We start from the raw sequence: 22,092 nt of genomic DNA on the forward strand, positions 1-22,092 counted from the left end.
CTGTCGAGATGCAGGTGAACCTACTCGCCCAGGCGGGTGTGGATGCCGTTGAAGTGGCTTTTCATGGAGTGGGCGTAGGTGTCGGGGTTGGCGGACTGTAGGGCGTTGAGGAGGTCCCGGTGCCAGGCGGCGGCGTCGGCGGGGGTGTAGCGGGCGCCGGGGAGGCGGGCGTCTACCTGGGCGAAGGTTCGCCAGAAGACGGAGAGTAGGTCTATGACGAGGGCGTTGCCGAGAGGCTCGTAGAGGGCTTGGTGGAAGGCCCAGTCCTCGTCGGGGAAGTACTCGCCGTCGGCGGCCTTGGCTTCCATCCGTTGGACGATGGGCTCCAGCGCGTCGTACCCGTACTGCTTGAAGTGGTCGACCACGTCGTCGGCCAGGCCGACCTCGATGGCCTGGCGGACCTCCAGGACGTTCTGTACGTCGCGGAGGTCGCCGGCCATCGACTGGGACATGCGGAAGGCGAGACCGTCCTCCAGGGACTGCAGGTTCACCTCGCCGACGTACGTGCCGTACCCGTGCCGGATCTCGATGATTCCCACGGCCTGCAGCGCCTTCATCGCCTCGCGCAGGGGATGCCGGCCGACGCCGAGCTGAGCCATCAGCTCCTGCTCGTTGGGCAGCGGGTCACCCGCCTTCAGCCCACGCTCCAGGATGTACGACTTCATCGCATCCCGGATGAAGGACTGATTCCCCGCCGCACCTCGTGCCCGGCTGAGCCCACCCGTTGTCACTGCCGGCCTCCCTTGGTCAGGACCGCTCAGTGTAATCCGGCGCGGTCCAGTAGCGGCCGGACTGCCGCGATCTCCGTGTCGTTCAAAGGAATGCAGGGGTACGCCGTCACGGGGCAGTCGATCACGCCGAGCAGATGCAGCCCCGCCTTGAACGCGCCCAGTGCGGCCGAGCTCGCGCCCATCCGCGACCGGTCCGCGACGTTGATGATGTCGAACAACCGGAACAGCCGGTCCTGCTCCGCCCGCGCAGCCGCCGCGTCACCAGCGACAGCCGCGTTGAACAGCCGGACATAGCCGGCCGGGTCGACGTTACCGAGACCAGGTACGACGCCGTCCACCCCGAAGGCCAGTGCGGAATCGACCGTCACCTCGGAACCGGTCATGATCGCGAAGTCGTCCAACTGCTTCTCGCGACGCGACAGCACCAACTCGCGCAACGAGGTCTCCTGGCCGGACGAATCCTTCACACCGGCGATCACCCCCTGCTCGCCAAGAGCCATGACGACGGAGGCGGGGAGCTTGGTGCCCACCCGGGAAGGGATGTCGTAGGCATAGAGCGGCACGTCGCCCGCGAGACCAGCCAGCTTCTCGAAGTGGCGTTCGATCTCGGCGCGATGTGTGGCTGCGTAGAAGGGCGCTGTGGCGACCAGTGCGTCGACACCTGCCTTGAGAGCGGCAGAGACGTGTGCGGCGACCCGGTTGGTCGACGTGTCGATGACGCCGGCCAGCACCGGAACCTGCCCGGCCACCTCCGCCACAGTCGTCTCCAGCACGACCTGCCGTTGCTCGTCGGTCAGGAACGTGCCCTCACCGGAGGTGCCGAGCACGAATACCCCGTCCACACCTCCGGTCAGCTGGTACTGGATCAGCCGCGCGAGCGATGCGGTGTCGACGTCGTACGACGGGGTGAGCGGAGTGACGAGCGGCGGTACGACGCCAGTCAAGCGGGCGGATGCGGTCAAGGGGTCTCCCAACCTCAAAGGGCGAATGTGGCAAAGCGCAAGGTCGCGAACGAGGACGTCTCACCGGCCTCGTAGAAGATGCCGACCGACCCGTCGGCGAGCAGCACCAGATCGGAGTAACCGGCCATGGCCTCGTGTACGACGAAGGCCGGCTCCCACGACACACCGGAGTCCTCGGAAACGAAGACGGTCAGCTCCCGGCGCGAAGACGGGTTCACCGGTGTCGACAGCAGCAACCGTCCGTCGGGCAGACAAACGACGCTGCCCTGGATGCCCGGTGCGGTGATCTCAGGGATCCCGGCGTACGGCGCATCGAGGGTCTGGCCGTTGTCGGACGACCAGGCGTGCACCCGGGCCGGTCCGGTGCCCTGGTGGTTGCGGGCGTTGAAGTACAGGCGTCCGTCGGGCAGCTCGGCCACGGTGGTCTCGTTGGCGTTGATCTCCGCGCCGTCGTTGCGATCCACGAAGCCAACGGCCCACGTGACCCCACCGTCGTCGCTGTAGATGCAGTGCCCGCCATTGAGCCGGATCAGATCGTCGACCGGCTCCGACGGCACGAACGAGTGGTTCGCCGGTACGACGATCCGCCCCGACCGCAGCGCGATCCCGTGGCACGGACCGGTCGCGTACCAGCCCCAGTCGGCCGGCTTGACCTGCGAGGTGACCTCCACGGTCGGCGTCCACGACGCACCGTCGTCCGACGACCGCTGCACGAACACCCGCCGTCCCGACTCAGGATCGGTGCCCCGGGCAAGCGACATCTCGACCGCGTCCGCACCGTTCTCCACCGTCACCAGCACGACGTCGCCGGACACCGGGTCGAAGACCGGCACCGGGTTCCCACAGGTCTTGCCGGCCACCGCCGACACCACCTGCAGCGGCAACCAGGTCTGCCCGCCGTCCAGCGAACGCCGCAGGACCAGCTCGATCTCACCCGCGTCGCCGGACCCGTGCAGCCGCCCCTCGCAGAACGCCAGCACGAGGGAGCCCCGCGCCACGACGGATGGGATCCGGAACGTGTGATAGCCGCTCCCAGCAGGGTCGAAGACGATTTCCACCGTGCCGACTCTTGAAGACATAGGACGTACTATGTCATGGTGTGGCCCTCCGATGGAAGTGAGGCCTCATGCCAGTCAGCAGAAGATCTTTCCTCGGCGGTGGCCTGGCCGCCGCCGCTGTCGCGGTCACGGGTACGCCGCTGCTGGCGGGGTGCGCGTCGGACAAGAAGAACACCGCGGCCGCCAACTCGGCGGTGAAACTCCCGACGTACACCAAGTACGGCGAGATCAAGCCGGACCTGCCCGGCACCGACGTGGTGCTCGACGGCTTCCTGAAGTACCCGGCGAACCCGGTGAAGGCGATCGCCGACGCTCCGGGCGACGGCAAGCCGATCACGTTCATGACGAACATCCCCGGCGCGATCCCGCCAGGCGTCGACAAGAACCAGTTCTGGCAGGAGCTGAACAAGCGGCTCGGCTCCGAGCTGCAGATCAGCATGGCGTCGAACGACGAGTACAACGACAAGTTCGCCACCCGGATCGCCGGCGGTGACCTGCCGGACATCCTCAACGTCCCGCCGGGCACGCCGCAGATCCCGGGGCTGCTCAAGGCCAAGGCGATGGACCTGACCGAGCACCTGTCCGGCGACGCGGTGAACAAGTACCCGTTCCTGGCGAACATCCCGAGCCTGTACTGGAAGGGCTGCGTCTTCAACGGCGCGATCTACGGCGTGCCGGTGCCGCGCGGTATGTCCCGTACGTCGCTGCCGCTGTACCGCACCGACCTGCTCGCCGTGAAGGGCATCAACGACCCGGCGCCGAAGAACTTCGAGGAGTTCTTCGACCTGTGCAAGGAGATGACCGCGGCGAAGGAGAACCGCTGGTCGTGGACCCGCGTGCCTACTTCGTACATCCGGATGATGCTCGGCCTTCCGAACAACTGGAAGGAGGAGGGCGGCAAGTTCACGTCGGTCTACGAGGTGGACGGCAACGAGGACGCGCTCGAGGCGGCCCGCAAGATGGTGGCCGCCGGCGTCGTCAACCCGGACACGTTCAGCGCCAAGGCGGCGGCCCGCAAGCAGTGGTTCAACGGCGGCACCGCGGCCTTCGACTACGACAGCTTCGTGGCCTGGAACCAGTACTACTCCGACAACACCGCGGGCGACGCGTTCGGCGTCAACATGCTCGACGTACCGGGCTTCAGCAGCGGTGACGGCAAGGTGTGGATGGGCGCGGCGCTGAACAACGTCACCGCGTTCAACAAGTCCACCAAGCACTCCGCGGAGACGCTGCTCAAGGTGGCGAACTGGATGGCCGCACCGTTCGGCACGGAGGAGTACCTGTTCCGCAAGTACGGCGTGGAAGGCCGGCACTACACCATGCAGGGCACGGACCCGGTCCCGACCAAGACCGGTGTCGTGGAGACGGGCATCGGCCTGCAGTACATCTCCGACTCGACGCTGGCGCTCTACTGGGCCGGCAAGCCCGCCGTACCGACGAACCAGCACAAGATCCAGCAGAAGATCGCGGACCGGCTCGTGTACGACGCGTCGTACGGGCTGTACTCCGAGACGATGTCGAAGCAGTGGGGCCAGCTGACCGGCGTACTGACCGACCTGGAGAACCAGATCGTGCAGGGCAAGAAGCAGGTGTCCGACTGGGCGCCCGCGGTCAAGACCTTCCTGTCCTCCGGCGGTGAGAAGATCCGCGGCGAGCTGCAGGACGCTTTCGCCACGGCAGGCGGGAAGTAATGCTGCAACGATCCTCGCTCTTTAGATCCAAGACGGGTCCGCAGCAGCAGCTGAGCCTCGGCCGGCGGCTGCTGCGGGACCGCGTCCTGCTGCTGTTCGCGCTGCCCGGGACCGCGCTGATCATCGTCTTCCACTACGTGCCGCTGCTGGGCAACGTGATCGCGTTCAAGGACTACCAGCCGTTCCTCGGCATCGCCGGCAGCGACTGGTCGGGCTGGGAGAACTTCACCGTCATCTTCAACGGCGATCCGGCATTCCTGCGGGCGCTGAAGAACACGCTGATCCTCACCAGCCTGCAGTCGGTCTTCGTGTTCCCGGCGCCGATCCTGCTCGCCCTCCTGCTGAACTCGCTCTTCTCCGAGCGGATCAAGCGGATCGCGCAGAGCATCCTCTACCTGCCGCACTTCATGTCGTGGGTGATCGTGGTCGCGCTGTTCCAGCAGATGCTCGGCGGCAGCGGGTTGCTGAACAACTACCTGCGGTCCCACGACCTGGCCACGATCAACCTCATCGGGAACTCCGAGCTGTTCCACGTGCTGCTGACGTCGCAGATCATCTGGAAGGACACCGGCTGGGCGACCATCCTGTTCCTGGCCGCCCTGTCCCAGATCGACTCGCAGCTGTACGAGGCGGCGAGTGTGGACGGGGCCACCCGGATGCGGCAGCTCTGGCACGTCACGCTGCCCGGACTGCGCGGGATCATCATCCTGCTGTTCATCCTGCGGCTCGGTGACTCGCTGACCGTCGGGTTCGAGCAAATCATCCTGCAGCAACAGGCGGTCGGCCGGGACGTCAGCGAGGTACTCGACACGTACGTCTACAACAACGGCGTCCTCGGTGGCGCCTGGGGTGTGGCAGCCGCCGTCGGCCTGGTGAAGGGCGTCGTCGGCGTGATCCTCGTCCTGACCGCGAACAAGGTCGCCCACATCTTCGGCGAGCAAGGGGTGTACCAGCGATGACCGCCAAAATCGTCCAGGGGGTGCCGATGCCCGGCTGGCCCATGCGGATCTTCAAGGGCCTCGTCCTGCTGATCTTCTGCGCGGTCGTGATCATCCCGTTCGTCGGGGTGATCTCGACCAGCGTCGCGCCGAACAAGCAGATCAACGAGTCCGGCGGTCTGGTGCTGTTCCCGAAGTCGGTGAACTTCGCGGCGTACGAATCGCTGTTCGCCGGCGGCGTGGTCACGCAGGCACTGTTCGTCAGCATCTTCGTCACCGTCATCGGCACGCTGCTCAGCCTGACCGTGTCGTGCCTGCTCGCGTACGCGCTGGCGCGACCCGGGTTCACAGCCGGGCGGCCGATCCTGCTGGTCGTGCTGTTCAGCATGCTGTTCTCGCCCGGCATCATCCCGACGTACCTGACCGTGAAGGGCGCCGGGTTGCTGGACAGCATCTGGGCGCTGATCGTGCCGACGATGATCAGCGCGTTCAACGTCGTCGTACTGCGGGCGTTCTTCATGAACCTGCCGAACGAGATCACCGAGAGCGCCCGGATCGACGGCGCGGGTGAGCTCAAGACGTTCACCTACATCGTGCTGCCGCTGTCCAAGGCGGTGCTGTCGGTGATCGGCCTGTTCTACGCGGTGGCGTACTGGAACGCGTTCTTCTCCGCGCTGCTCTACCTGAACGACTCCAAGCTCTGGCCGTTGCAGCTCGTACTGCGGACGTACGTCATCAACGACACGCAACTGGGCAGCGCCGAGCTGGGCACCGAACTGCTCCCGCCGCAGGCGTCGATCCAGATGGCGATCCTGGTCGTCTCGATCGTGCCGATCCTGATCATCTACCCGTTCCTGCAGCGGCACTTCGCCAAGGGCGTGCTCACCGGCGCTGTAAAGGGCTGATCACAGCTCCGTCTCGAAGCGTCGTTCCGGGGTTGCCCAGGGCAACGCCAGGGTTGCGCCTGGGCAAACCCTGTGGGAACGACGGGTACCGTCGAAAAGTATGGGGATCGAAGCGCTGGAGCGGGTGGGGCAGGGTGGGGAAGAGCAACAGCGGAAGACTCAGGTCTTCTGGAGGGTGGTACGGGAAGCAGTCCTGTTGGCCACCCTCTTCCTCGTCTACAGTGCGGGCCGGCAGATCGCGGCCCGACATACCGGATCCGCGTTCGACCACGCACACGAGGTGCTGTCGTTCCAGAACTGGCTGCATCTGCCCAACGAGGCCACGCTGCAGCACTGGGCGCTGCAGTTCCCTCATCTGATCCAGGGCGCCAACCTGTACTACGCGAGCGTGCACGCGCCGTTGACCGCCGCCGTACTGCTCTGGCTGAGCATCTGGCGACCGAAGGCGTACTCGCATGTGCGCTGGACGATGGTGTCGCTGACCGGACTGGCACTGATCGGTCACATCGCGTTCCCACTGGCGCCGCCGCGGATGATGCCGGGCTTCGTCGACACCGGGCTGCGGTTCGGTCAGTCCGTGTACGGCCAGGAGCACTCCGGCGGCCCGGTGAACCAGTTCGCCGCGATGCCGAGCCTGCACGTCGGCTGGGCGGCCTTGATCGCGCTGTCGATGATCCTGATCACCAGGTCGCGCTGGCGCTGGCTGTGGCTGCTGCACCCGATCATCACGTTCACCGTGGTCGTGGTGACGGCCAACCACTACTGGCTGGACGGCATCGTCGCACTGCTCCTGCTCGCCGTCAGTCTGCCGCTCCTGCTCCGCCCCGGTCTGCACGCCTATAAGCGCAGGACGCGTAATTCGGTACCACCGCGGAAGGTGCTCAAGTAACGTAGCTGGGCTCCCCCACTGCTGCCGGAGGTTTCTGCATGCCCCCCGATACGTCTGACACCCTCCAGGCCGAGAAGGACTACCTCAAGAACTCCCGGGCCGCGCTGGCGGTCATGCGGGAGAAGACCGGCGCCCTGGAGATCCACAGCGCCGACCGGGTCAACCAGGAGTTCCTGAAGGCCGCGATCTACCGGCGGATGAAGGAGCTGGAGGACGACCCCGACGTGCCGCTGTTCTTCGGCCGGCTGGATTACCTCGAGCCGACCGACGAGACGTTCCACATCGGCCGCCGGCACGTGAACGACGCACTGGGCGAACCGCTGGTGGTGGACTGGCGAGCGGACATCTCGGTGCCGTTCTACCGGGCCAGCAAGACCGAGCCGATGGGCGTGGGGGTACGCCGGCGGTTCGGCTTCACGCACGGCGAGATGACCGCGTTCGAGGACGAGGACCTGACCAGCACGGCCCCGACCCAGCAGCACAGCAACATCCTGGACGCCGAGATCGAGCGCCCTCGCTCGGGCCCGATGCGGGACATCGTCGCGACCATCCAGCCCGAGCAGGACGTGATCGTCCGGGCTGGTGTCGACGACACCATCTGTGTGCAGGGGGCGCCTGGCACGGGTAAGACGGCAGTCGGGCTGCACCGGGCGGCGTACCTGCTCTACGCGTACCGCGACCAGCTCAGCCGGGCCGGTGTGCTCGTGGTCGGCCCGAACGCGAGCTTCCTGCGCTACATCGGCGACGTCCTCCCCGCACTGGGCGAGATCGAGGCGAAGCAGACCACCGTCGAGGAGCTGGTCTCCCGGGTGAAGATCGCCGGGCCCGGGCCCGCGCTGGTCGACGTGCTCAAGGGCGACGTGCGGATGGCGAAGGTGCTGCACCGCGCCGTCTGGTCGCACGTCGACCTGCCGAAGGAGTCGCTGGTCGTGCCCCGCGGAGCGCACCGCTGGCGAGTCGCGGCGTACCAGGCCGAGGAGCTGATCACCGAGCTGCGCAACCGCGGCATCCGGTACGGCGCCGGGCGGGCGATGCTGCCGCAGCGACTCGCCCACGCGGTGCTGCTGCGCATGGAGGCTGCGGGCGACTCCCCCGACGACCGCGTGCAGGACTCGGTGGCGCGGAGCCGACCGGTCAAGCAGTACGCCGAGGCGCTGTGGCCGGCTGTAGACCCGGCGAAGCTGCTCTTCCGGCTCTTCTCCGATCCGGAGCTGCTGGCCGAGCACGCCGACGGCATCCTCACCGCTGACGAGCAGGCCATGCTGATCTGGGACAAGGTGCCGCGGTCGGCCGGTGCGGCCAAGTGGTCCGTCGCCGACGCCACTCTGATCGACGAGATCGCCGACCTGGTCGACCGCACGCCGTCTCTCGGCCACGTGGTGCTGGACGAGGCACAGGACCTGTCCGCCATGCAGCTGCGAGCTGTCGGCCGACGCTGCTCCACCGGCTCGATGACTGTCCTCGGTGACATCGCGCAGGGCACCACACCGTGGGCCACGCCGTCCTGGGACGACGCGTTGAAGCACTTGGGCAAGACCGGCGCCCACACCGAAGAGCTGACCGCAGGCTTCCGCGTCCCCGGCCAGGTGATCGAGTACGCCGCCCGCCTCCTCCCGACGATCGCACCGCACCTCAAGCCCCCGACAGCGGTACGGCGGGCGCGCGGTGAGCTCACCATCTCCCGCGTACCGGACAGCCTCGTTGCCGCGGTCACAGCCGTCCGTGAGGTGTCCGAGCGTCCCGGGTCGATCGGACTGATCGTTCCGGACGCACTGGTGCCAGCGACCCGGAAGGCCCTGCATGGCATCGCGTTCTCGGTCCTTGGCGACGAAGACGACGCCGACGCCCACCTGGACGTCGTGCCGGCGTCCCTGGCCAAGGGTCTCGAGTTCGACCATGTGGTGCTCGTGGAGCCGGCTGACATCGTGGCAGGTGAGGCCGACGAGCGGACCGGCCTCCGTCGGCTCTACGTCTGCCTGACCCGTGCGGTCACCTCACTGATCGTGGTGCACCGCGAAGACCTACCAGGAGTACTAGAAGCCGCGTGACCCACCGGACCGGCGTGACGAGCGCCGGGACGAGCCGCCACCGCTGGAGCGGGTGCGGGACGACCAGGAGCTGCGTCGGCTCGAACCGCTGTACCAGCTGCTCCCGCCGCCGTCGTCCGAGCTGTTGCTGGACGAAGCCGCCCAGTCACCGACTGAGCTGCCGACGTTCGAGCTGAACCGGCCGAAGCGCGCACCCGGCCGGCGGGACCTCCAACGCGACCGCATCTCCTCGCCACGCCGCCGGAAGTCGGAGTCCGGGAACCACCACACGCGGCCGTCGCCCTGCGACCAGTAGCCGTCGACGTAGGCGGCCAGGTCCTCGCCGAACTCCCAGTAGGGCCGCGGGGTCTGTACCCGCGTGACCATCCGGATCTCAGGCGCCTGACCAGCCTCGTCGCGCTGCTTGCAGGCCGCGCACACGTCGACCGCGCGAGCGGATCCGTCCTCGGGCTTCCACTCGATCTGGTCCGTGCTGGGCCCGTGCCGCGGGTCGAAGAAGCAGGGCGCCGTCGGCTCGGGGATCGGCTTGCCGGCTCGTACGGCGTCCAAACACACCATCCCATAGCGGGCCGAACCGAGCAGCGTGGTGACAGCCTCGACGTCCTTGTCGCCCTTGGCCTCGTCCAGGCGGTGCCGCGCTTTCTCGACCGTGTCGAGCACGTCCTTCGACAGCTTCGACTGTTGCGGGTCCGACACGGTCGGCAGTGCGGAGACCTGCTGCGAGAGCGCGATGATCTCCTCGTTGAGCAGCGGCCTGGTGAGCTCCAGGTGGGCCTTCTCGTCCCGCCGCCGTTCCCTGCGGGCGCCCAGCGCGGTCAGGCTGCACCAGAGCGCGATCACCCCGGCCAAACCACCGGCGTACGGCGCTGCGTCGACGTAGAACGGCTTGTTCACCACCTGTGCGCGCTGGATGAACCGCTCCAGCATCGGCTCGTACTCGGGTGCACAGCAGTCGACTGCCTGGTCCACCGCGTCGCCCACGAAGTACGTCGGCCCGTGGTCGGCCCGCTGAACAGCGTGGAATCCACGCCCGTCGGACTCGGAGTTCGCGTCGACCAGAACGCCGTACACGCCCTCGACACCGACGCGGTCGTACAGCTGGTCCGCGATCTCCTCACCCTCCCAGGCGAGGTTCACGAAGTACCCGCTGTCCGAGGTGTTGATCTTGGCAGCGGGGATGACGGCGATGCGGATCGGAGCGGCCGCGCTCTTGGCGGCGGCGTCGAGCTGGGCGACCTCGGCCGGGGTCAACTCCTTCACGTCCGGGTCGACCCAGACACCGGCGTCACCCAGGTGACTGGCGACGGTGTTCATGTACGCGTCCGGATCCGTCTCGGCGTGTGCCGGCGACACGGGTAGCGCCCAGAGAGTGATCAGTGCGAGCGCACCGAGCAGTCGTTTCATCGTGATCCTCCCGAGAGGCGGTCGCGGCAGGCACTGCAGACCGGGACTTCCCGGGACCTGCCGCCGGGTGGCGTGTACATCCAGTCGGTCACGGACGTGCCGTGGCCGGGGTCGAAGAAGCATGCTGCGCGGCGCGCAGGTGAAGGCGTTCCGGCGACCTTGGCCTGCGCACAGGCCAGTCGCCAGCGCCCGTACTCGACCGTGGCGCGGACCTCGCGCAGCTTGTCGTCGTCCGGCTGACCGTCGACCACGCGTCCGGCGTCGGCGTACGCATCCATCGCCGCTTGCACATCCGCCGCAGTGCCAGTGAGGTCATGGCTGTCCAGACGCACGTCCGCCGCATCCAGTTCCTCACCGAACCGCGTGACGTCCTCGCGGGCAGTCGCACGCCTCTCGTCGACCGTGTCCACCTCGTCCGGCAGCACGTCGTACGACGGTCGGTAGAGCGCAGGCCCTTCGTCCTTGCGCGCGCGTGTCTTCCACCAGCGCAGCGCCAGGCCGCCGGCGATCAGCAGAACGACGACGATCAGCAGCGGCCACAGCCAGCCAGGCCCACGACTGGACGCCTTCGGCACGTCGAGTTGGTCGAGCACGCCGTTGAGCGTGCCGACCGGATCGGAGCGGCTGTGCTTACCGAGCTCGTCGGTGAGGATGTCCGCGATCGGCGTGTCTACGCCGACCGCGCTCCCCCAGCTGATGGCTCCGCCGAACACCACCAGGTAGATGCCATCCGCCTGCTGACGATCCACCACCTGATCGACGTACGTATGGGCCGCGGCACTCTGGTCACCGGCCTTGAGTACGGCGGCGGGCACGACCGCGATGCGAATCGCTGGATCGTGCCCGTTCACCCGTTCGGCCAGCTCAGCGGCGTCCTTGTCCGACACCAGAGATCGCTGTGTCGGATCGACGTACACCGGTGAGGTCTTCCAGCCGTCCACCACGGCCGCCGGATCGCTGGAGCCCGTCAGGGTGGAGGCGAGCAACAGCACACCGGCAAGCAGACGCATGGGCAGAAGCCTGCCCTACCGCAGGTCCTCTTCAGTCAGCGGCGGCTGTGACGTAGATGTCGTCCTCGCGCTCGAGCTTCTCGACCTGCTGGAGCGCAGTGTCCCGCCAGAGCGCGTAGACCAGACCGAGTACGACCAGCGACAGTGCGCTCGCCAGCACCGACAGATAGCCGACACCGAACGACTTGATGACCAGTCCGCCCACCACTGCCGACAGCCCGGCGCCCAGGTAGATCGCAGAGGCGTTGAGCGAGATGAGCAGACCGCCGCCGAGCTCGAGCAGCAGGTTCTGGATCGGCGGGTTGATGGCCCAGGTGAACATGCCCCACACCGCCAGGGCCACACCCGCGCCCACCTCGGTCGTCAGCGTGACATCGAGGGTGGCGAGGAGGGCGGTGATGCCCGTCATCAGGACCGCGAGCGTACGCAGGCTGCCGAAGCGGTCCGTCATCCGTCCGCCGAGGAAGTTGCCGACGACCGCGCCGACGCCGTACAGCAGGAGCAGCAGGCCCGTGATGTTGCCGGTCAGGCCGGCGGTGTGCTTCAGCAACGGGACGATGTAGATGTACACGCTGAAGGCGGCCAGCACTGCGAGGACCGTGATCGCCAGGATGATCTGCACCCGACGATCGGTCACACCGGCGAAGCGTTCGCGCAGACTGACCACTGGAGGTGCGTCGACCGTGGGCAGCGCGGTCCGCTCGGCGATCGCGACCAGCACGGCCACTGCGGTGATAAGGGCGAAGACACCCTTGTAGCCAAGCGTCGGGCCGAGCAGTGTGCCGGCCGGCACACCCAGGACCAGTGCGAAGGTCAGGCCGCCGAACACGATGGCAACGGCCCTCCCGCGCTCCTCCGGTCGCAGCAGGCTGGTGGCGAACAGCGTGGCAGCCGGGGTGTACATGGCGGCGCCGAACGCGGCCACCACCCGGCCGGCGATCAGGATCGGGTAGTTGACGGCCAGCGCGGCGATCAGGTTGCCGAGCGCGGCCAGGACCAGGGCGGCGATCAGGAGCGTACGGCGCTCCCACCGGCCGGTCAGCGTGGCGAGGATCGGCGCACCGATCGCATAGGACAAGGAGAACGCGGTGGCGAGCTGGCCCGCGGCGGTCAGCGAGACGTGCAGCTCGGAGCTGACGTCGGGGAGCACACCGGACACGACGTACGCGCTGGTGCCGACCGCGAACGCACCGGCGCCGAGCAGGTAGATCCGTGCGGACATCGAAGGCCTTCCGGACGAGGTTCAGTAGTTCGATCGTCATCGTACTACGATCTTCATCGAACTTCGACCGGCGTCGTACTATGGACACCATGAACGAGCGGAGCGAGTTCATCTACCAGCACAGCCACCTCGTGCCTCGCCGGCGCCCGGAGCGAAGCGGAGGGCGTCGATGAGTTCTAAGGTTCTCCCGCAGCCGGAGCGGGACGAGATCCGCGTCGAAGCGGTTCTGCAGGCACTGGGCGAGCCTGTCCGGCTGACGATCGTCCGTGCGCTGGCCGACAGCCCGGCAGGTATCGCCTGCGGCGAGATCGAGCTCCCGGTGACCGCGTCCACGCGGGCCCACCACCTCAAGACCCTGCGGGAAGCGGGTGTGCTGTCCACGCACACCGACGGCACCCGCCGGATCAGCATCCTGCGCCGCGAGGACCTCGAGGCGCTCTACCCGGGCCTGCTCACGGGCATCCTGGGCGCGAAGCAGTAACCGCTCGCACACGCCTGGTGAACCCGACCTCCAACCGCAAGGTGGCGGTGGGGTGATCGAGGGCTGGTTGTAGAAGTGCGGCTGGCAGACTGAAGCAGTGGTGGAGCTTCGGGCGCGGTGGGCTGACCTGGTGCCCGGTTCTGCCCCGCTGGCCGACGAGCTGGTCGCCCGCTACGTCGAACGCAACCGGCGCGCGTACCGGGACCAGTACCTCGGCATCGTCCTGACCGCACTGGACTCACTCATCCAGCTCTCGACCGACCCGACGAGCGTCCGGCTGGCGGCCTGGTTCCACCGCGCGGTCCACGAGCCCGGCGGCACGCCGTCCGAGGACGCCGAGGCTTCGGCCCGGTTGGCCGAGCAGATCCTCCCGCAGTACGGCGTTGCGCCGATCCGGATCGCCGAGGTGGCCCGGCTGATCCGGTTGACCGGTGACCTCGCCGCACCACCACCGGACTCCTACGCCCCGCCCCGCCGCGACGCGAACGGCGACGTACTGCTCGACGCCGTCAACGCGATCCTCGCCTCCGACCCCAGCCGGTACGCCGTACACACCGCCGAGGTGCGCCGCGACGCCAGTGACCGCAAGACCGCGCTCGAACACCGGTACGGCGACGTGCGCGAACTGCTCGACGGCCACCTGTACCGCACCCAGCTGGCCCGTCAACGGCTCGGCCCGGTCGCGCGGGTCAACCTGGAGTCGGAGCTGGCCGGACTGGACACGGAGCTCCCGGCCCCTTGGCGTGGTTGGCAACAGGCCGCGCTGACCGCAACCGCGACCTTCACGGCGATCGCTGCCGCTGTGGTCGCCATCGCCGCCTCCGGCGCGTCCTGGCAGACCCCTGCAGCACAAGACGAACCAGGCTGGCCACCTGTCGCGCTGGCCGTCCTCTCGTTCTTCAGCGCACCGATTCTCTTCCGCTGCGCCCGTAGCGCCAGTCAGCGCGCTCGCCTCATCGCGGGCGCGGTCCTGGCGATCGCAGTGACCGGACTGCTCATCGCCTGGGCCCAAGCCCCCAGGACGAACGTTGCCGTCGGCGTCGGCCTTCGCGTACCGCTGCTGATCTCCGCACTCCTCCTGCTGCTGATCGCCGGCGCCGCCGCTCTTGTGGCCTCGCTGCTTCGCACCAGGACCGCCCGCTTCCTCCCCGCGCGCAACCTCGGCCAGCAGCTCGCGTGGCTCGCAGCACCGGCCGCGGTGGCTCTCGCCCTGTTGCTGATCATCCAGCCGCTGTCCCGCGGCTATGTGCTCGGCTCGAACGAGCGAGTCGAGGGAACACCGGGTGAAGCGGGCAAGTCGGCTCCGTCCGTCCTCGACGGCCGCGTCGCGTGGGTCAGTGGGTCGGTTGCCGGCACTGGCGCCGAGGAAGCGATCGGCACTCGCTACGGCATCGCGATCCCCCGCCCGAGCGGCGTGGTGGAGATGCTCGACGCAGCCACCGGCGAACTGCGCTGGCGCTACAGCCGCTCCGACTCCGACGAGAAGCCGGTCATCGCAGCGACCGGCAACGGCGACTACGTGCTCGCCCAGTTCGCCGATGTCGGCTACCTGCTGCTCGACGCGAACACCGGCCGGCGCAAGGCCGCCTGGCCCGGCCGGACGCGGGACCGCTTCATCCAGCAGTCCCAGCCGCTGCTGACCGGCGAACGCTCCGGCAAGCTGCACGGCGTGGACCCTACCGGCCACGAACGCTGGACGTACGACTCCGGGAGCTGCACCGACCTGGGCGCCATCTCGACGGCCGAGACCGTCGTCACGTTCGTCAGTCACACCTGCGACGACCGGCCCGACGAGATGGCCGCCCTGGACGTGCAGTCCGGCAAGAAGCTGTGGACCAAGACGTCGGACACGTACCGCCGGCCTGTCGTCGTCGGCGGCCTGGTGGTCGTGGCCGAGCCCGGCGGGGACTCCGACGTACCTGCCGCACTGACAGCGATCGAGCCGCGCACCGGCGACATCCGCTGGCGTTGGGAAGTGCCGAGGACCTGGGCCTGCCGCACTCTTCTCAACGCGGCCGGGAAGTACCTGATCGTCGTCGACTGCCCAGGACCGAGCAGCCTGGAGAACCGCAAGACGATCGTCACCGCGGTCGACGCCAACACCGGTCTGACCGCCTGGCAGACCGAGGCGCCGGTCAGCCCACGCATGAAGGTCACGGTGACCGCCGACGGCCGCGTCATCTCCCTGAGCCGTGGCTCCACCGGCTGCCTCGCGAACGTGATCAGCCAGGCCGGCTTCCGTCAGGTCCGCCTGCCGACCGGCATCTCCTGCAGCCGCGACCCCCGCGCCGTCGGCAACCTCGTCCTCACGTCCGGAACGGACACCGTCATCGCTCTGCGCTGACTCAGAACCGGTAGTGCAGTACGACGTTGCCGCGCCGGGACAACGACTCGCTCCGCGCCGACAGCTTGTTGGCCCATCGCAGCCCGGCCGGGAACTGCTCCACCTCGGGCTCGCGGGTCATCAGGATCTCGCGGACGAGCTTGAGCTTCGGATTCCACTGCTCCGGCGTCCGCGGGTCGTCGAAGCCTTCGGACCGCATGATCTCCCGGACGGCCTTCCCCACCGGGAAGATCCTCGCGGCCTTGACCGCGAACGTCGAGTAGCCGTTGAACGCGATCTCGCCGCTCGGGAAGTGGTCGATGATCCGGTTCAGGATGGCGCTCCACTCGGCCAGCGGGAAGAACGCGAGCAGGCCGTCCGCGACCACGACCGCCGGACGGTCCGACGGGATCGCGTCGAGCCAGCCCGGGTCGCCGAGATCGGCCGCCAGGTCGTGCGCCCGCGGATGCGCCGGGACGACCTGTCCGCGCGCGGCGACGACGTCCGGGAAGTCCACGTCGTACCAGTCGGCCGTCGTGGGCAGCTCGATCCGGTGCGCGCGTGAGTCCAGACCGGCGCCGAGGTCCAGCCCGATCGCGTCCGGGTGGGCGCTGACGAAGTTCTGCGCGATCTGGTCGAGCTTCAGGGCCCGGTGCGCGATGTAGATCGCACTGCTCGCGCTGACCTTCAGCGCGCGGTAGTCGTAGTCGAGCGTCCGGACGATCCGGTCCGCCAGCTCATCCCCCAGCACCGGGTGGTCCCGGCGGTTGTCGAGCGCTCGACCGCACAACGTCAGCCACAGGCTGCTCTCCAGCTGGTCGAACTTCGGGAGCGTGATCGTCATGACTCGCCCATCTCCTCCTGCGCCGCGGTTGCAGTCCGCAGTGCGCTGTCGTCGGTATAGAGGCCGTGCGTGTAGAGCTCGAGCGTCGGTACGGCGAGCCGACGCAGTACTGCGGGCCCGAACTCGTCCTGGCCGAGCGCCCGCGCCAGCGCCGGTGGCATGGTCAAGGTGGCGAGGCTGACCAGGACGTTGAACACGGCCAGCGCCCGCGGGTCCGAGGACTGGCGCATGGCGCCGGAGGCCACGCCGGCCTGTTGCACCGCCTCTGACTCGCTGACCAAGCGCTCGACGAACGCCTGCGCGGCCGTGGAGTCCTCCGCCAGCGCCCGGTTCATGTACTGGATCTGCCGGCGGTACCCGCCCGGATCGGCGAGGTACTCACGCAGCAGATCGGACGACCCGGCGGCCCGCGCCCGGCTCGTCAGCACTTCCAGCACGTACTCGTCGCAGGCCGTCCGCAGTCCGTCCTTGCTGCCGAAGTGATGGATGACCAGCCCGGCACTGACTCCCGCGGCGGTCGCGATCGCGCGGACGTTCGTCTTCTGGAATCCGTCCCGGGCGAACAGCTCGATCGCCGCGTTCCGGATCCGGGCCGTCGCCGTGAGATCCGCTGTACGCATGTTTAACAGACTAAACACATGTTCAACGCAGGGCAAGCGAAAGCGCGCGGGGACCACTCACGAGAGTTGCTGCTGGGCGGAGGCAAGGAGCTCGACGATGCGGGTGCCGTAGGCAACGTCGGTCGGGTGGGACTCGCCGGACTCCGCCGCCACGACCAGCTCCTCCGCGGCAAGCTGGAGCGCCTCGGCGCCTGTTGTGGTCCGCTGCGGCAGCAGCGCCGTACCAGACTCGCCCCACACGCCGGTCTCGAAGGTCTGCCCCGCCGGTGGGGCAGACAGGGTGATGCTGACGGTGCTGGTCGCGCCGGACTCGTGGGTGAGAACCATATGGATCAGACCGTCGTCGCCGCCGGCAGCGCGCAGCTCACCGATCGGACCGAGCATCGAGGTCAGGTTGGACAGCGCATGCGGACCGACGTCCCACAGCGCTCCCCACTGCTCACGCCGCCAGACCGAGTTCACGTACGGGTTGCCCGGGGCGTCCAGCGACGCCAGCATCCGGCACCAGCCGCCCTTCCAGCCACCAGTGGCCTCGAGGCCCGCGAAGAACTCCCGCATCGGCGGCTGGAACCGCTGGGTGAGCATCACGACCGATGCGACACCCTCGGCCGTGACCTCGTCGTCGAGCGCGCGGGCGTCGTCCACCGAGTCCGCGACCGGCTTGTCGAGTAGCAGATGCTTCCCCACCGCGGCCGCCTCGAGCGCCATCGCCGCCTGCACCCTGGGCGGTACGGCGAACGCGACCGCGTCCACGGACTCGAGTAACTCCGCGTAGTCGTCGTACGCCGGCACGCCGAGCTCACCCGCGAGGACGGCGGTTCTGCCGGGATGCCGGCCCCACACGCCGCTCAACTCGACCCCGGCCGCCGCCGTGAGCCCCGGGCCGTGCGTCCGCGTCGCCCACGGGCCCGTCCCCACCAGACCGAACCGCATCTCGTCCTCCCGGAGCCGAAAGTGTGATCTGCACCGCAATCCCACCGGTGGAATTCGATGCCGGACGCACCTGTCGAACCGGTCAGGTGACGAGCCGATATCGCTTTGGCCACGACCCTATCCGGGAAGCCCGGATCGGTCGGTACAGACTCCCAACCGGTGCCAGACTCATTGGCCATGGACCTGCGCGACCGGTGGAATCGCCTGCTGCCGCACGCGCAGCCGTTGGGCGACGATCTGCTGGCTCGTTACGCAGAGCAACACCGCCACTATCACGACCAGCGCCACCTGACCGACGTGCTGGAGACCATCGACGAACTGGCCGAGTACGCCGACGACGCGGACTCGGTCCGGCTGGCGGCCTGGTTCCACGACGCGATCTACGACCCGCAGGCCGACCCCGGCGAGAACGAGGAGGTCTCGGCCCAGCTGGCCGAGCTCGAGCTGGCGGCGTACGGCGTCGAGGCCGCCCGGGTCGAGGAGATCGGTCGCCTGGTCCGGCTGACCGCCAAGCACGACTGCGCGCCGGACGACCGCAACGGCGCCGTACTGTGCGACGCCGACCTGCGGATCCTGAGCCTGCCGCCGCAGCGCTACGACGAGTACGCCGCGGGCATCCGCCAGGAGTACGCGCACATCGCCGACCGGGACTTCGCCCGCGGCCGGATGACGTTCCTGCAGAGCCTGAGCGAGACGCGCCTGTACGCGACGCCGAGAGGCCATGAGGAGTGGGAACGACCAGCCCGGGACAACCTGACCCGGGAGGTCGGGTCACTGGGCCCTAGGGCGGCCCGGCCGATCGGCGGGCTGATTCCGGTCATCTACTTCGGCGCTGCTCTCGGTGCGATCGTCGCATCCTCGGTACTACTCGGCCGTGGCCTCGGTGCAGCTGCCAAGTGGCCGGCCGACCCGTCCGACGTCAGCGGCTTCCCGGTGTGGGCGCCCATCGCCGGTACGGCGGTTGCGGCGGCCCTGACCTGTGCGTGGTTCCGGCGGTCCCAGCAGCGGCTGGTGACCGTTCCGGCGATCCTCTTCGCTGTCGTCGGAGTGGCCGCGATCGGCGTGTGCTGGTGGCGCTGGCCGGCCGCACAGCCCGGCGCGGCCATGTCGGAGCGCTGGCCGTACCTGATGCTCGCTTCGGTGGCACTGGTGCTGGCCGGTGCGTTGCTGGCGCTGGCGCGACGGTTGCGGCTGGCGCCGCCGTACGCGCAGGCTCCCCCGGGTTGGCTGGGTGTCGGTGCGACCGCCGTGTTCGGTGCGCTGCTGGCCTGGGTCGTGGTGTCAGCCGGTGAGCCGTTCGTGCAGGCCCGGCTGGAGACGGCCAACACGGTCAGTACGACGACCACGATCGAGCCGACCCAGCTCCCGGTGCAGCTCGACGGAACGCTGGCGTGGAGCCGCGAGGTGCCGGCGACCGGGGCGATCACGGGTACTGCGGGTGGAGTCGCCGAGTTGCGCTCCGACGGTGTGGTCATGTCCGACGCGGCCACTGGCCAGATCCGGTGGCGCTACTCGCGCGCCGACGTTCAGGACGCCGCGTCCAGTGGCGCCAAGGGCTTGCTGGTGTCGGCGGACACCAGGACCATCGCCGCACATCTCCCGCACTCCGACTACCGCGAACCCGCGGGTATCGACCTGCCGACGTACGCCGTACTGGATGCGGTGAGCGGCAAGGTGCTGACCGAGGTTCACACCGACGGGACGGCGCTGGCGGTCGACGAGAACCAGCTGCTCGTGGCTGAAGGCAACTACGTCGTCGCGCACGGCGTGAGCAGCCCGACGCACTGGCGGGCGCAGGTGCGCTGCCACGTGACACAGGGCACGCTGATCGGCGACCAGGCAGTCGTTGTGGACGCATGCGCCGGAAACAGTGCCGTCGTACGCGGACTGGACCTCAAGACCGGCGCCCAGCGCTGGGAGGTCGACCTGGGCGCCCGCATCGATCTGAGCGCGGAGCTGGACCCGTCGACCTGGGTCGGGGACCTGGTCGCCGTACCGGACACTCGTGAGGTGTCGGGGCTGATCTGGACCGGGGCTGCCGGCGGGACGCTGTACCAGTGGAGCGTCGACGTCAGCGAGGGTCACGTCATCTGGACCACGCCGGTCCCCGGCACGCCGCGGCCGCGGCTCGGGTCGTCGTCCTGCGACGCGCAACTGGCCGCCACACACGCGTCGCTGGTACTCGTCACGTGCCGCACCGGGAACGACCCTGGCCAGCCGCAGACGTACGACGTGTCGTCGTCGAGTCCCGCTGACGGTACGCCGCAGTGGCACCACCTCCTGCAGGTGCCGCCGAAGTTGCAGCAACCGGAGTACCCGCGGAACGGGTTCGGGCTGTTGCCGGACGGGCGAGTGGTCACGCTGATGCCGCAGCCGAACGGCAGTTGCTCCCCCGTCATGATCGGCTCCACCGGCGTCCAGCCGCGACCGATCCTGCCCAGCGTGAACGCCCAGCCGGTGGCCAAGTCCGAAGAGGTCACCTGCAACAAGCCGGCCGTCACAGTCGCGGCCGCCCGCCCGGTCTTCTCCGACGGCACCCGCCTCTTCGCACTGAACTAGCCGCCGGGAATTCCGTTGCCCAGGGCAGCGTTGACATCTACCGTGATGCCCATGTTCCGCGTGGTTCTCTTCGAGCACGACCTGTCAGGCACCGGCCTGACGGGCGCTCCCACGTGGGCTGCTTCAGTCGATTGCACCGGCGCGCGACGCTGACCCTCCTCCTGCTCTGCAGGACCCGCGGAGGAGGGTGGCCCGCACCGGCCCCCTCCACGCGGTGACAGCACTGGAGGGCTTGCCGGAGGGTCCTGGCTCGTCAATTCGACTGATAGCTAAGGAAAAACTCATGGCCAAGAGCCAGTTCGTGCGGACCAAGCCGCACCTCAACATCGGCACGATGGGTCACGTCGACCACGGCAAGACCACCCTGACCGCCGCGATCACCAAGGTGCTCGCGGAGCGCGACCCGAGCGTCAACCGCTTCATCGCCTTCGACGGCATCGACCGTGCGCCGGAGGAGATCCAGCGCGGGATCACGATCAACATCTCGCACGTCGAGTACGAGACGGCGACCCGCCACTACGCGCACGTCGACATGCCCGGGCACGCCGACTACGTGAAGAACATGATCACCGGCGCCGCGCAGGTGGACGCCGCGATCCTGGTCGTCTCCGCGCAGGACGGCGCCATGCCGCAGACGCGGGAGCATGTGCTGCTCGCGCGCCGCGTGGGTGTGCCGTACCTGGTGGTCGCGCTGAACAAGGCGGACACCGTCGACGACCCCGAGCTGCTCGACCTGGTCGAGCTGGAGGTCCGTGAGCTCCTGTCGGAGTACGGCTTCCCGGGTGACGACGTACCGGTCGTGCGCGTGTCCGGTCTGAAGGCGCTGGAGGGCGACCCGAAGTGGACCGCCGCGATCGGCGAGCTGCTGGACGCGGTCGACAGCTACGTACCGGTGCCGGACCGTGAGCTGGGCGAGCCGTTCCTGATGCCGATCGAGAACGTGCTCACCATCAGCGGCCGCGGCACAGTGGTCACCGGCGCGGTCGAGCGCGGTTCGCTGAAGCTCGGCGACGCGGTCGAGGTGGTCGGGCTCGGCCCGACGGTGACCAGCACGGCCATCGGCATGGAGACGTTCGGCAAGTCGCTGGAGTCCGCCGACGCGGGCGACAACGCGGCGGTGCTGCTGCGTGGTGTGAAGCGCGACGAGGTACGTCGCGGCCAGGTGGTGGCGTTGCCGGGCAGTGTGCAGCCGCACCGGAAGTTCCGGGCGACCCTGCACGCGCTGTCCACCGCCGAGGGCGGCCGGCACACGCCGTTCGCCGCGGACTACCGCCCGCAGTTCTACTTCCGTACGACGGACGTGTCCGGCGGCATCGACCTCGGTGAGATCACCCTGGTGCTGCCCGGCGACACGATCGACCTCGGCGTGGAGCTGGAGAAGCCGATCGCGATGAACGTCGGCCTCGGCTTCGCCGTTCGCGAAGGCGGCCACACCGTAGCCGCCGGCACCGTGACGGAACTGCTCGACTGAACA

Annotated in this window: 18 protein-coding genes; 9 read left to right on the forward strand and 9 right to left on the reverse strand. The window is 68.6% G+C overall.

Annotated elements, in window-relative coordinates; translation table 11 throughout:
- Positions 1 to 20 precede the first annotated feature (20 nt).
- Genes ACIA58_RS00390 through ACIA58_RS00400 form a run of 3 tightly spaced genes read right to left on the reverse strand, consistent with a single transcriptional unit; the run spans position 21 to position 2,772 of the window.
- The gene (locus tag ACIA58_RS00390) at positions 21 to 731 is read right to left on the reverse strand and encodes a FadR/GntR family transcriptional regulator (protein WP_396401435.1); all 711 of its coding nucleotides are present in this window, start codon (positions 729 to 731) and stop codon (positions 21 to 23) included.
- A 26-nt stretch (positions 732 to 757) separates the two neighbouring features.
- Positions 758 to 1,693, reverse strand: a complete 936-nt coding sequence (locus ACIA58_RS00395; protein WP_396401436.1) for a dihydrodipicolinate synthase family protein — start codon at positions 1,691 to 1,693, stop codon at positions 758 to 760.
- 14 nt (positions 1,694 to 1,707) lie between these two features.
- Entirely contained in the window at positions 1,708 to 2,772 is a 1,065-nt protein-coding gene (locus tag ACIA58_RS00400; protein ID WP_396401437.1) for an exo-alpha-sialidase, read from the reverse strand.
- A 47-nt stretch (positions 2,773 to 2,819) separates the two neighbouring features.
- Between ACIA58_RS00400 and ACIA58_RS00405 the strand changes: the two genes are divergently transcribed.
- From ACIA58_RS00405 to ACIA58_RS00425, 5 genes are all read left to right on the forward strand, one after another.
- Positions 2,820 to 4,442: an extracellular solute-binding protein gene (locus tag ACIA58_RS00405; protein ID WP_396401438.1), complete on the forward strand. Its 1,623-nt coding sequence runs from the start codon at positions 2,820 to 2,822 to the stop codon at positions 4,440 to 4,442.
- On the forward strand, positions 4,442 to 5,401 hold the full coding sequence (locus ACIA58_RS00410) for an ABC transporter permease subunit (protein WP_396401439.1): 960 nt from the start codon (positions 4,442 to 4,444) through the stop codon (positions 5,399 to 5,401). Before ACIA58_RS00405 ends, ACIA58_RS00410 begins: the two co-directional genes overlap by 1 nt.
- On the forward strand, positions 5,398 to 6,285 hold the full coding sequence (locus ACIA58_RS00415) for a carbohydrate ABC transporter permease (RefSeq protein WP_396401440.1): 888 nt from the start codon (positions 5,398 to 5,400) through the stop codon (positions 6,283 to 6,285). The genes ACIA58_RS00410 and ACIA58_RS00415 overlap by 4 nt, the downstream gene beginning before the upstream one ends.
- A 100-nt stretch (positions 6,286 to 6,385) precedes the next feature.
- Positions 6,386 to 7,174 carry a phosphatase PAP2 family protein gene (locus tag ACIA58_RS00420; protein ID WP_396401441.1) on the forward strand — a complete coding sequence of 263 codons (789 nt, stop codon included), beginning with the start codon at positions 6,386 to 6,388 and terminating at the stop codon, positions 7,172 to 7,174.
- Between the two features lie 38 nt (positions 7,175 to 7,212).
- The gene (locus ACIA58_RS00425) at positions 7,213 to 9,222 is read left to right on the forward strand and encodes a HelD family protein (protein WP_396401442.1); all 2,010 of its coding nucleotides are present in this window, start codon (positions 7,213 to 7,215) and stop codon (positions 9,220 to 9,222) included.
- On the opposite strand, the gene ACIA58_RS00430 is transcribed toward ACIA58_RS00425, so the two are convergent.
- The 3 genes from ACIA58_RS00430 to ACIA58_RS00440 are packed head-to-tail and all read right to left on the reverse strand — an operon-like array spanning position 9,208 to position 12,858.
- A complete protein-coding gene (locus tag ACIA58_RS00430) occupies positions 9,208 to 10,626 on the reverse strand; it encodes a hypothetical protein (protein WP_396401443.1) in 1,419 nt (472 codons plus the stop codon). The genes ACIA58_RS00425 and ACIA58_RS00430 overlap by 15 nt on opposite strands.
- Positions 10,623 to 11,636, reverse strand: a complete 1,014-nt coding sequence (locus tag ACIA58_RS00435) for a hypothetical protein (RefSeq protein ID WP_396401444.1) — start codon at positions 11,634 to 11,636, stop codon at positions 10,623 to 10,625. Before ACIA58_RS00435 ends, ACIA58_RS00430 begins: the two co-directional genes overlap by 4 nt.
- Positions 11,637 to 11,667: 31 nt before the next feature.
- On the reverse strand, positions 11,668 to 12,858 hold the full coding sequence (locus ACIA58_RS00440) for an MFS transporter (RefSeq protein ID WP_396401445.1): 1,191 nt from the start codon (positions 12,856 to 12,858) through the stop codon (positions 11,668 to 11,670).
- A 169-nt stretch (positions 12,859 to 13,027) separates the two neighbouring features.
- Between ACIA58_RS00440 and ACIA58_RS00445 the strand changes: the two genes are divergently transcribed.
- Positions 13,028 to 13,339, forward strand: a complete 312-nt coding sequence (locus tag ACIA58_RS00445; protein ID WP_396401446.1) for an ArsR/SmtB family transcription factor — start codon at positions 13,028 to 13,030, stop codon at positions 13,337 to 13,339.
- 97 nt (positions 13,340 to 13,436) lie between these two features.
- The gene (locus tag ACIA58_RS00450; protein ID WP_396401447.1) at positions 13,437 to 15,683 is read left to right on the forward strand and encodes a PQQ-binding-like beta-propeller repeat protein; all 2,247 of its coding nucleotides are present in this window, start codon (positions 13,437 to 13,439) and stop codon (positions 15,681 to 15,683) included.
- A gap of 1 nt (position 15,684) precedes the next feature.
- Here ACIA58_RS00450 and ACIA58_RS00455 read toward each other — a convergent pair whose 3' ends face one another.
- The 3 genes from ACIA58_RS00455 to ACIA58_RS00465 are packed head-to-tail and all read right to left on the reverse strand — an operon-like array spanning position 15,685 to position 18,059.
- Positions 15,685 to 16,506 carry a class I SAM-dependent methyltransferase gene (locus tag ACIA58_RS00455; protein WP_396401448.1) on the reverse strand — a complete coding sequence of 274 codons (822 nt, stop codon included), beginning with the start codon at positions 16,504 to 16,506 and terminating at the stop codon, positions 15,685 to 15,687.
- Positions 16,503 to 17,126 (reverse strand): TetR family transcriptional regulator, encoded by a 624-nt coding sequence (locus tag ACIA58_RS00460; RefSeq protein WP_396401449.1) that lies wholly within the window; start codon positions 17,124 to 17,126, stop codon positions 16,503 to 16,505. The genes ACIA58_RS00455 and ACIA58_RS00460 overlap by 4 nt, the downstream gene beginning before the upstream one ends.
- A 57-nt stretch (positions 17,127 to 17,183) precedes the next feature.
- Positions 17,184 to 18,059: a Gfo/Idh/MocA family protein gene (locus ACIA58_RS00465; RefSeq protein WP_396401450.1), complete on the reverse strand. Its 876-nt coding sequence runs from the start codon at positions 18,057 to 18,059 to the stop codon at positions 17,184 to 17,186.
- A gap of 159 nt (positions 18,060 to 18,218) precedes the next feature.
- Between ACIA58_RS00465 and ACIA58_RS00470 the strand changes: the two genes are divergently transcribed.
- Positions 18,219 to 20,618 carry a PQQ-binding-like beta-propeller repeat protein gene (locus ACIA58_RS00470; protein ID WP_396401451.1) on the forward strand — a complete coding sequence of 800 codons (2,400 nt, stop codon included), beginning with the start codon at positions 18,219 to 18,221 and terminating at the stop codon, positions 20,616 to 20,618.
- Between the two features lie 283 nt (positions 20,619 to 20,901).
- Positions 20,902 to 22,089 (forward strand): elongation factor Tu, encoded by a 1,188-nt coding sequence (gene tuf / locus ACIA58_RS00475; protein ID WP_396401452.1) that lies wholly within the window; start codon positions 20,902 to 20,904, stop codon positions 22,087 to 22,089.
- Positions 22,090 to 22,092 lie beyond the last annotated feature (3 nt).

The sequence above is a fragment of the Kribbella sp. NPDC051586 genome, assembly GCF_044453965.1.
Lineage (GTDB): Bacteria > Actinomycetota > Actinomycetes > Propionibacteriales > Kribbellaceae > Kribbella.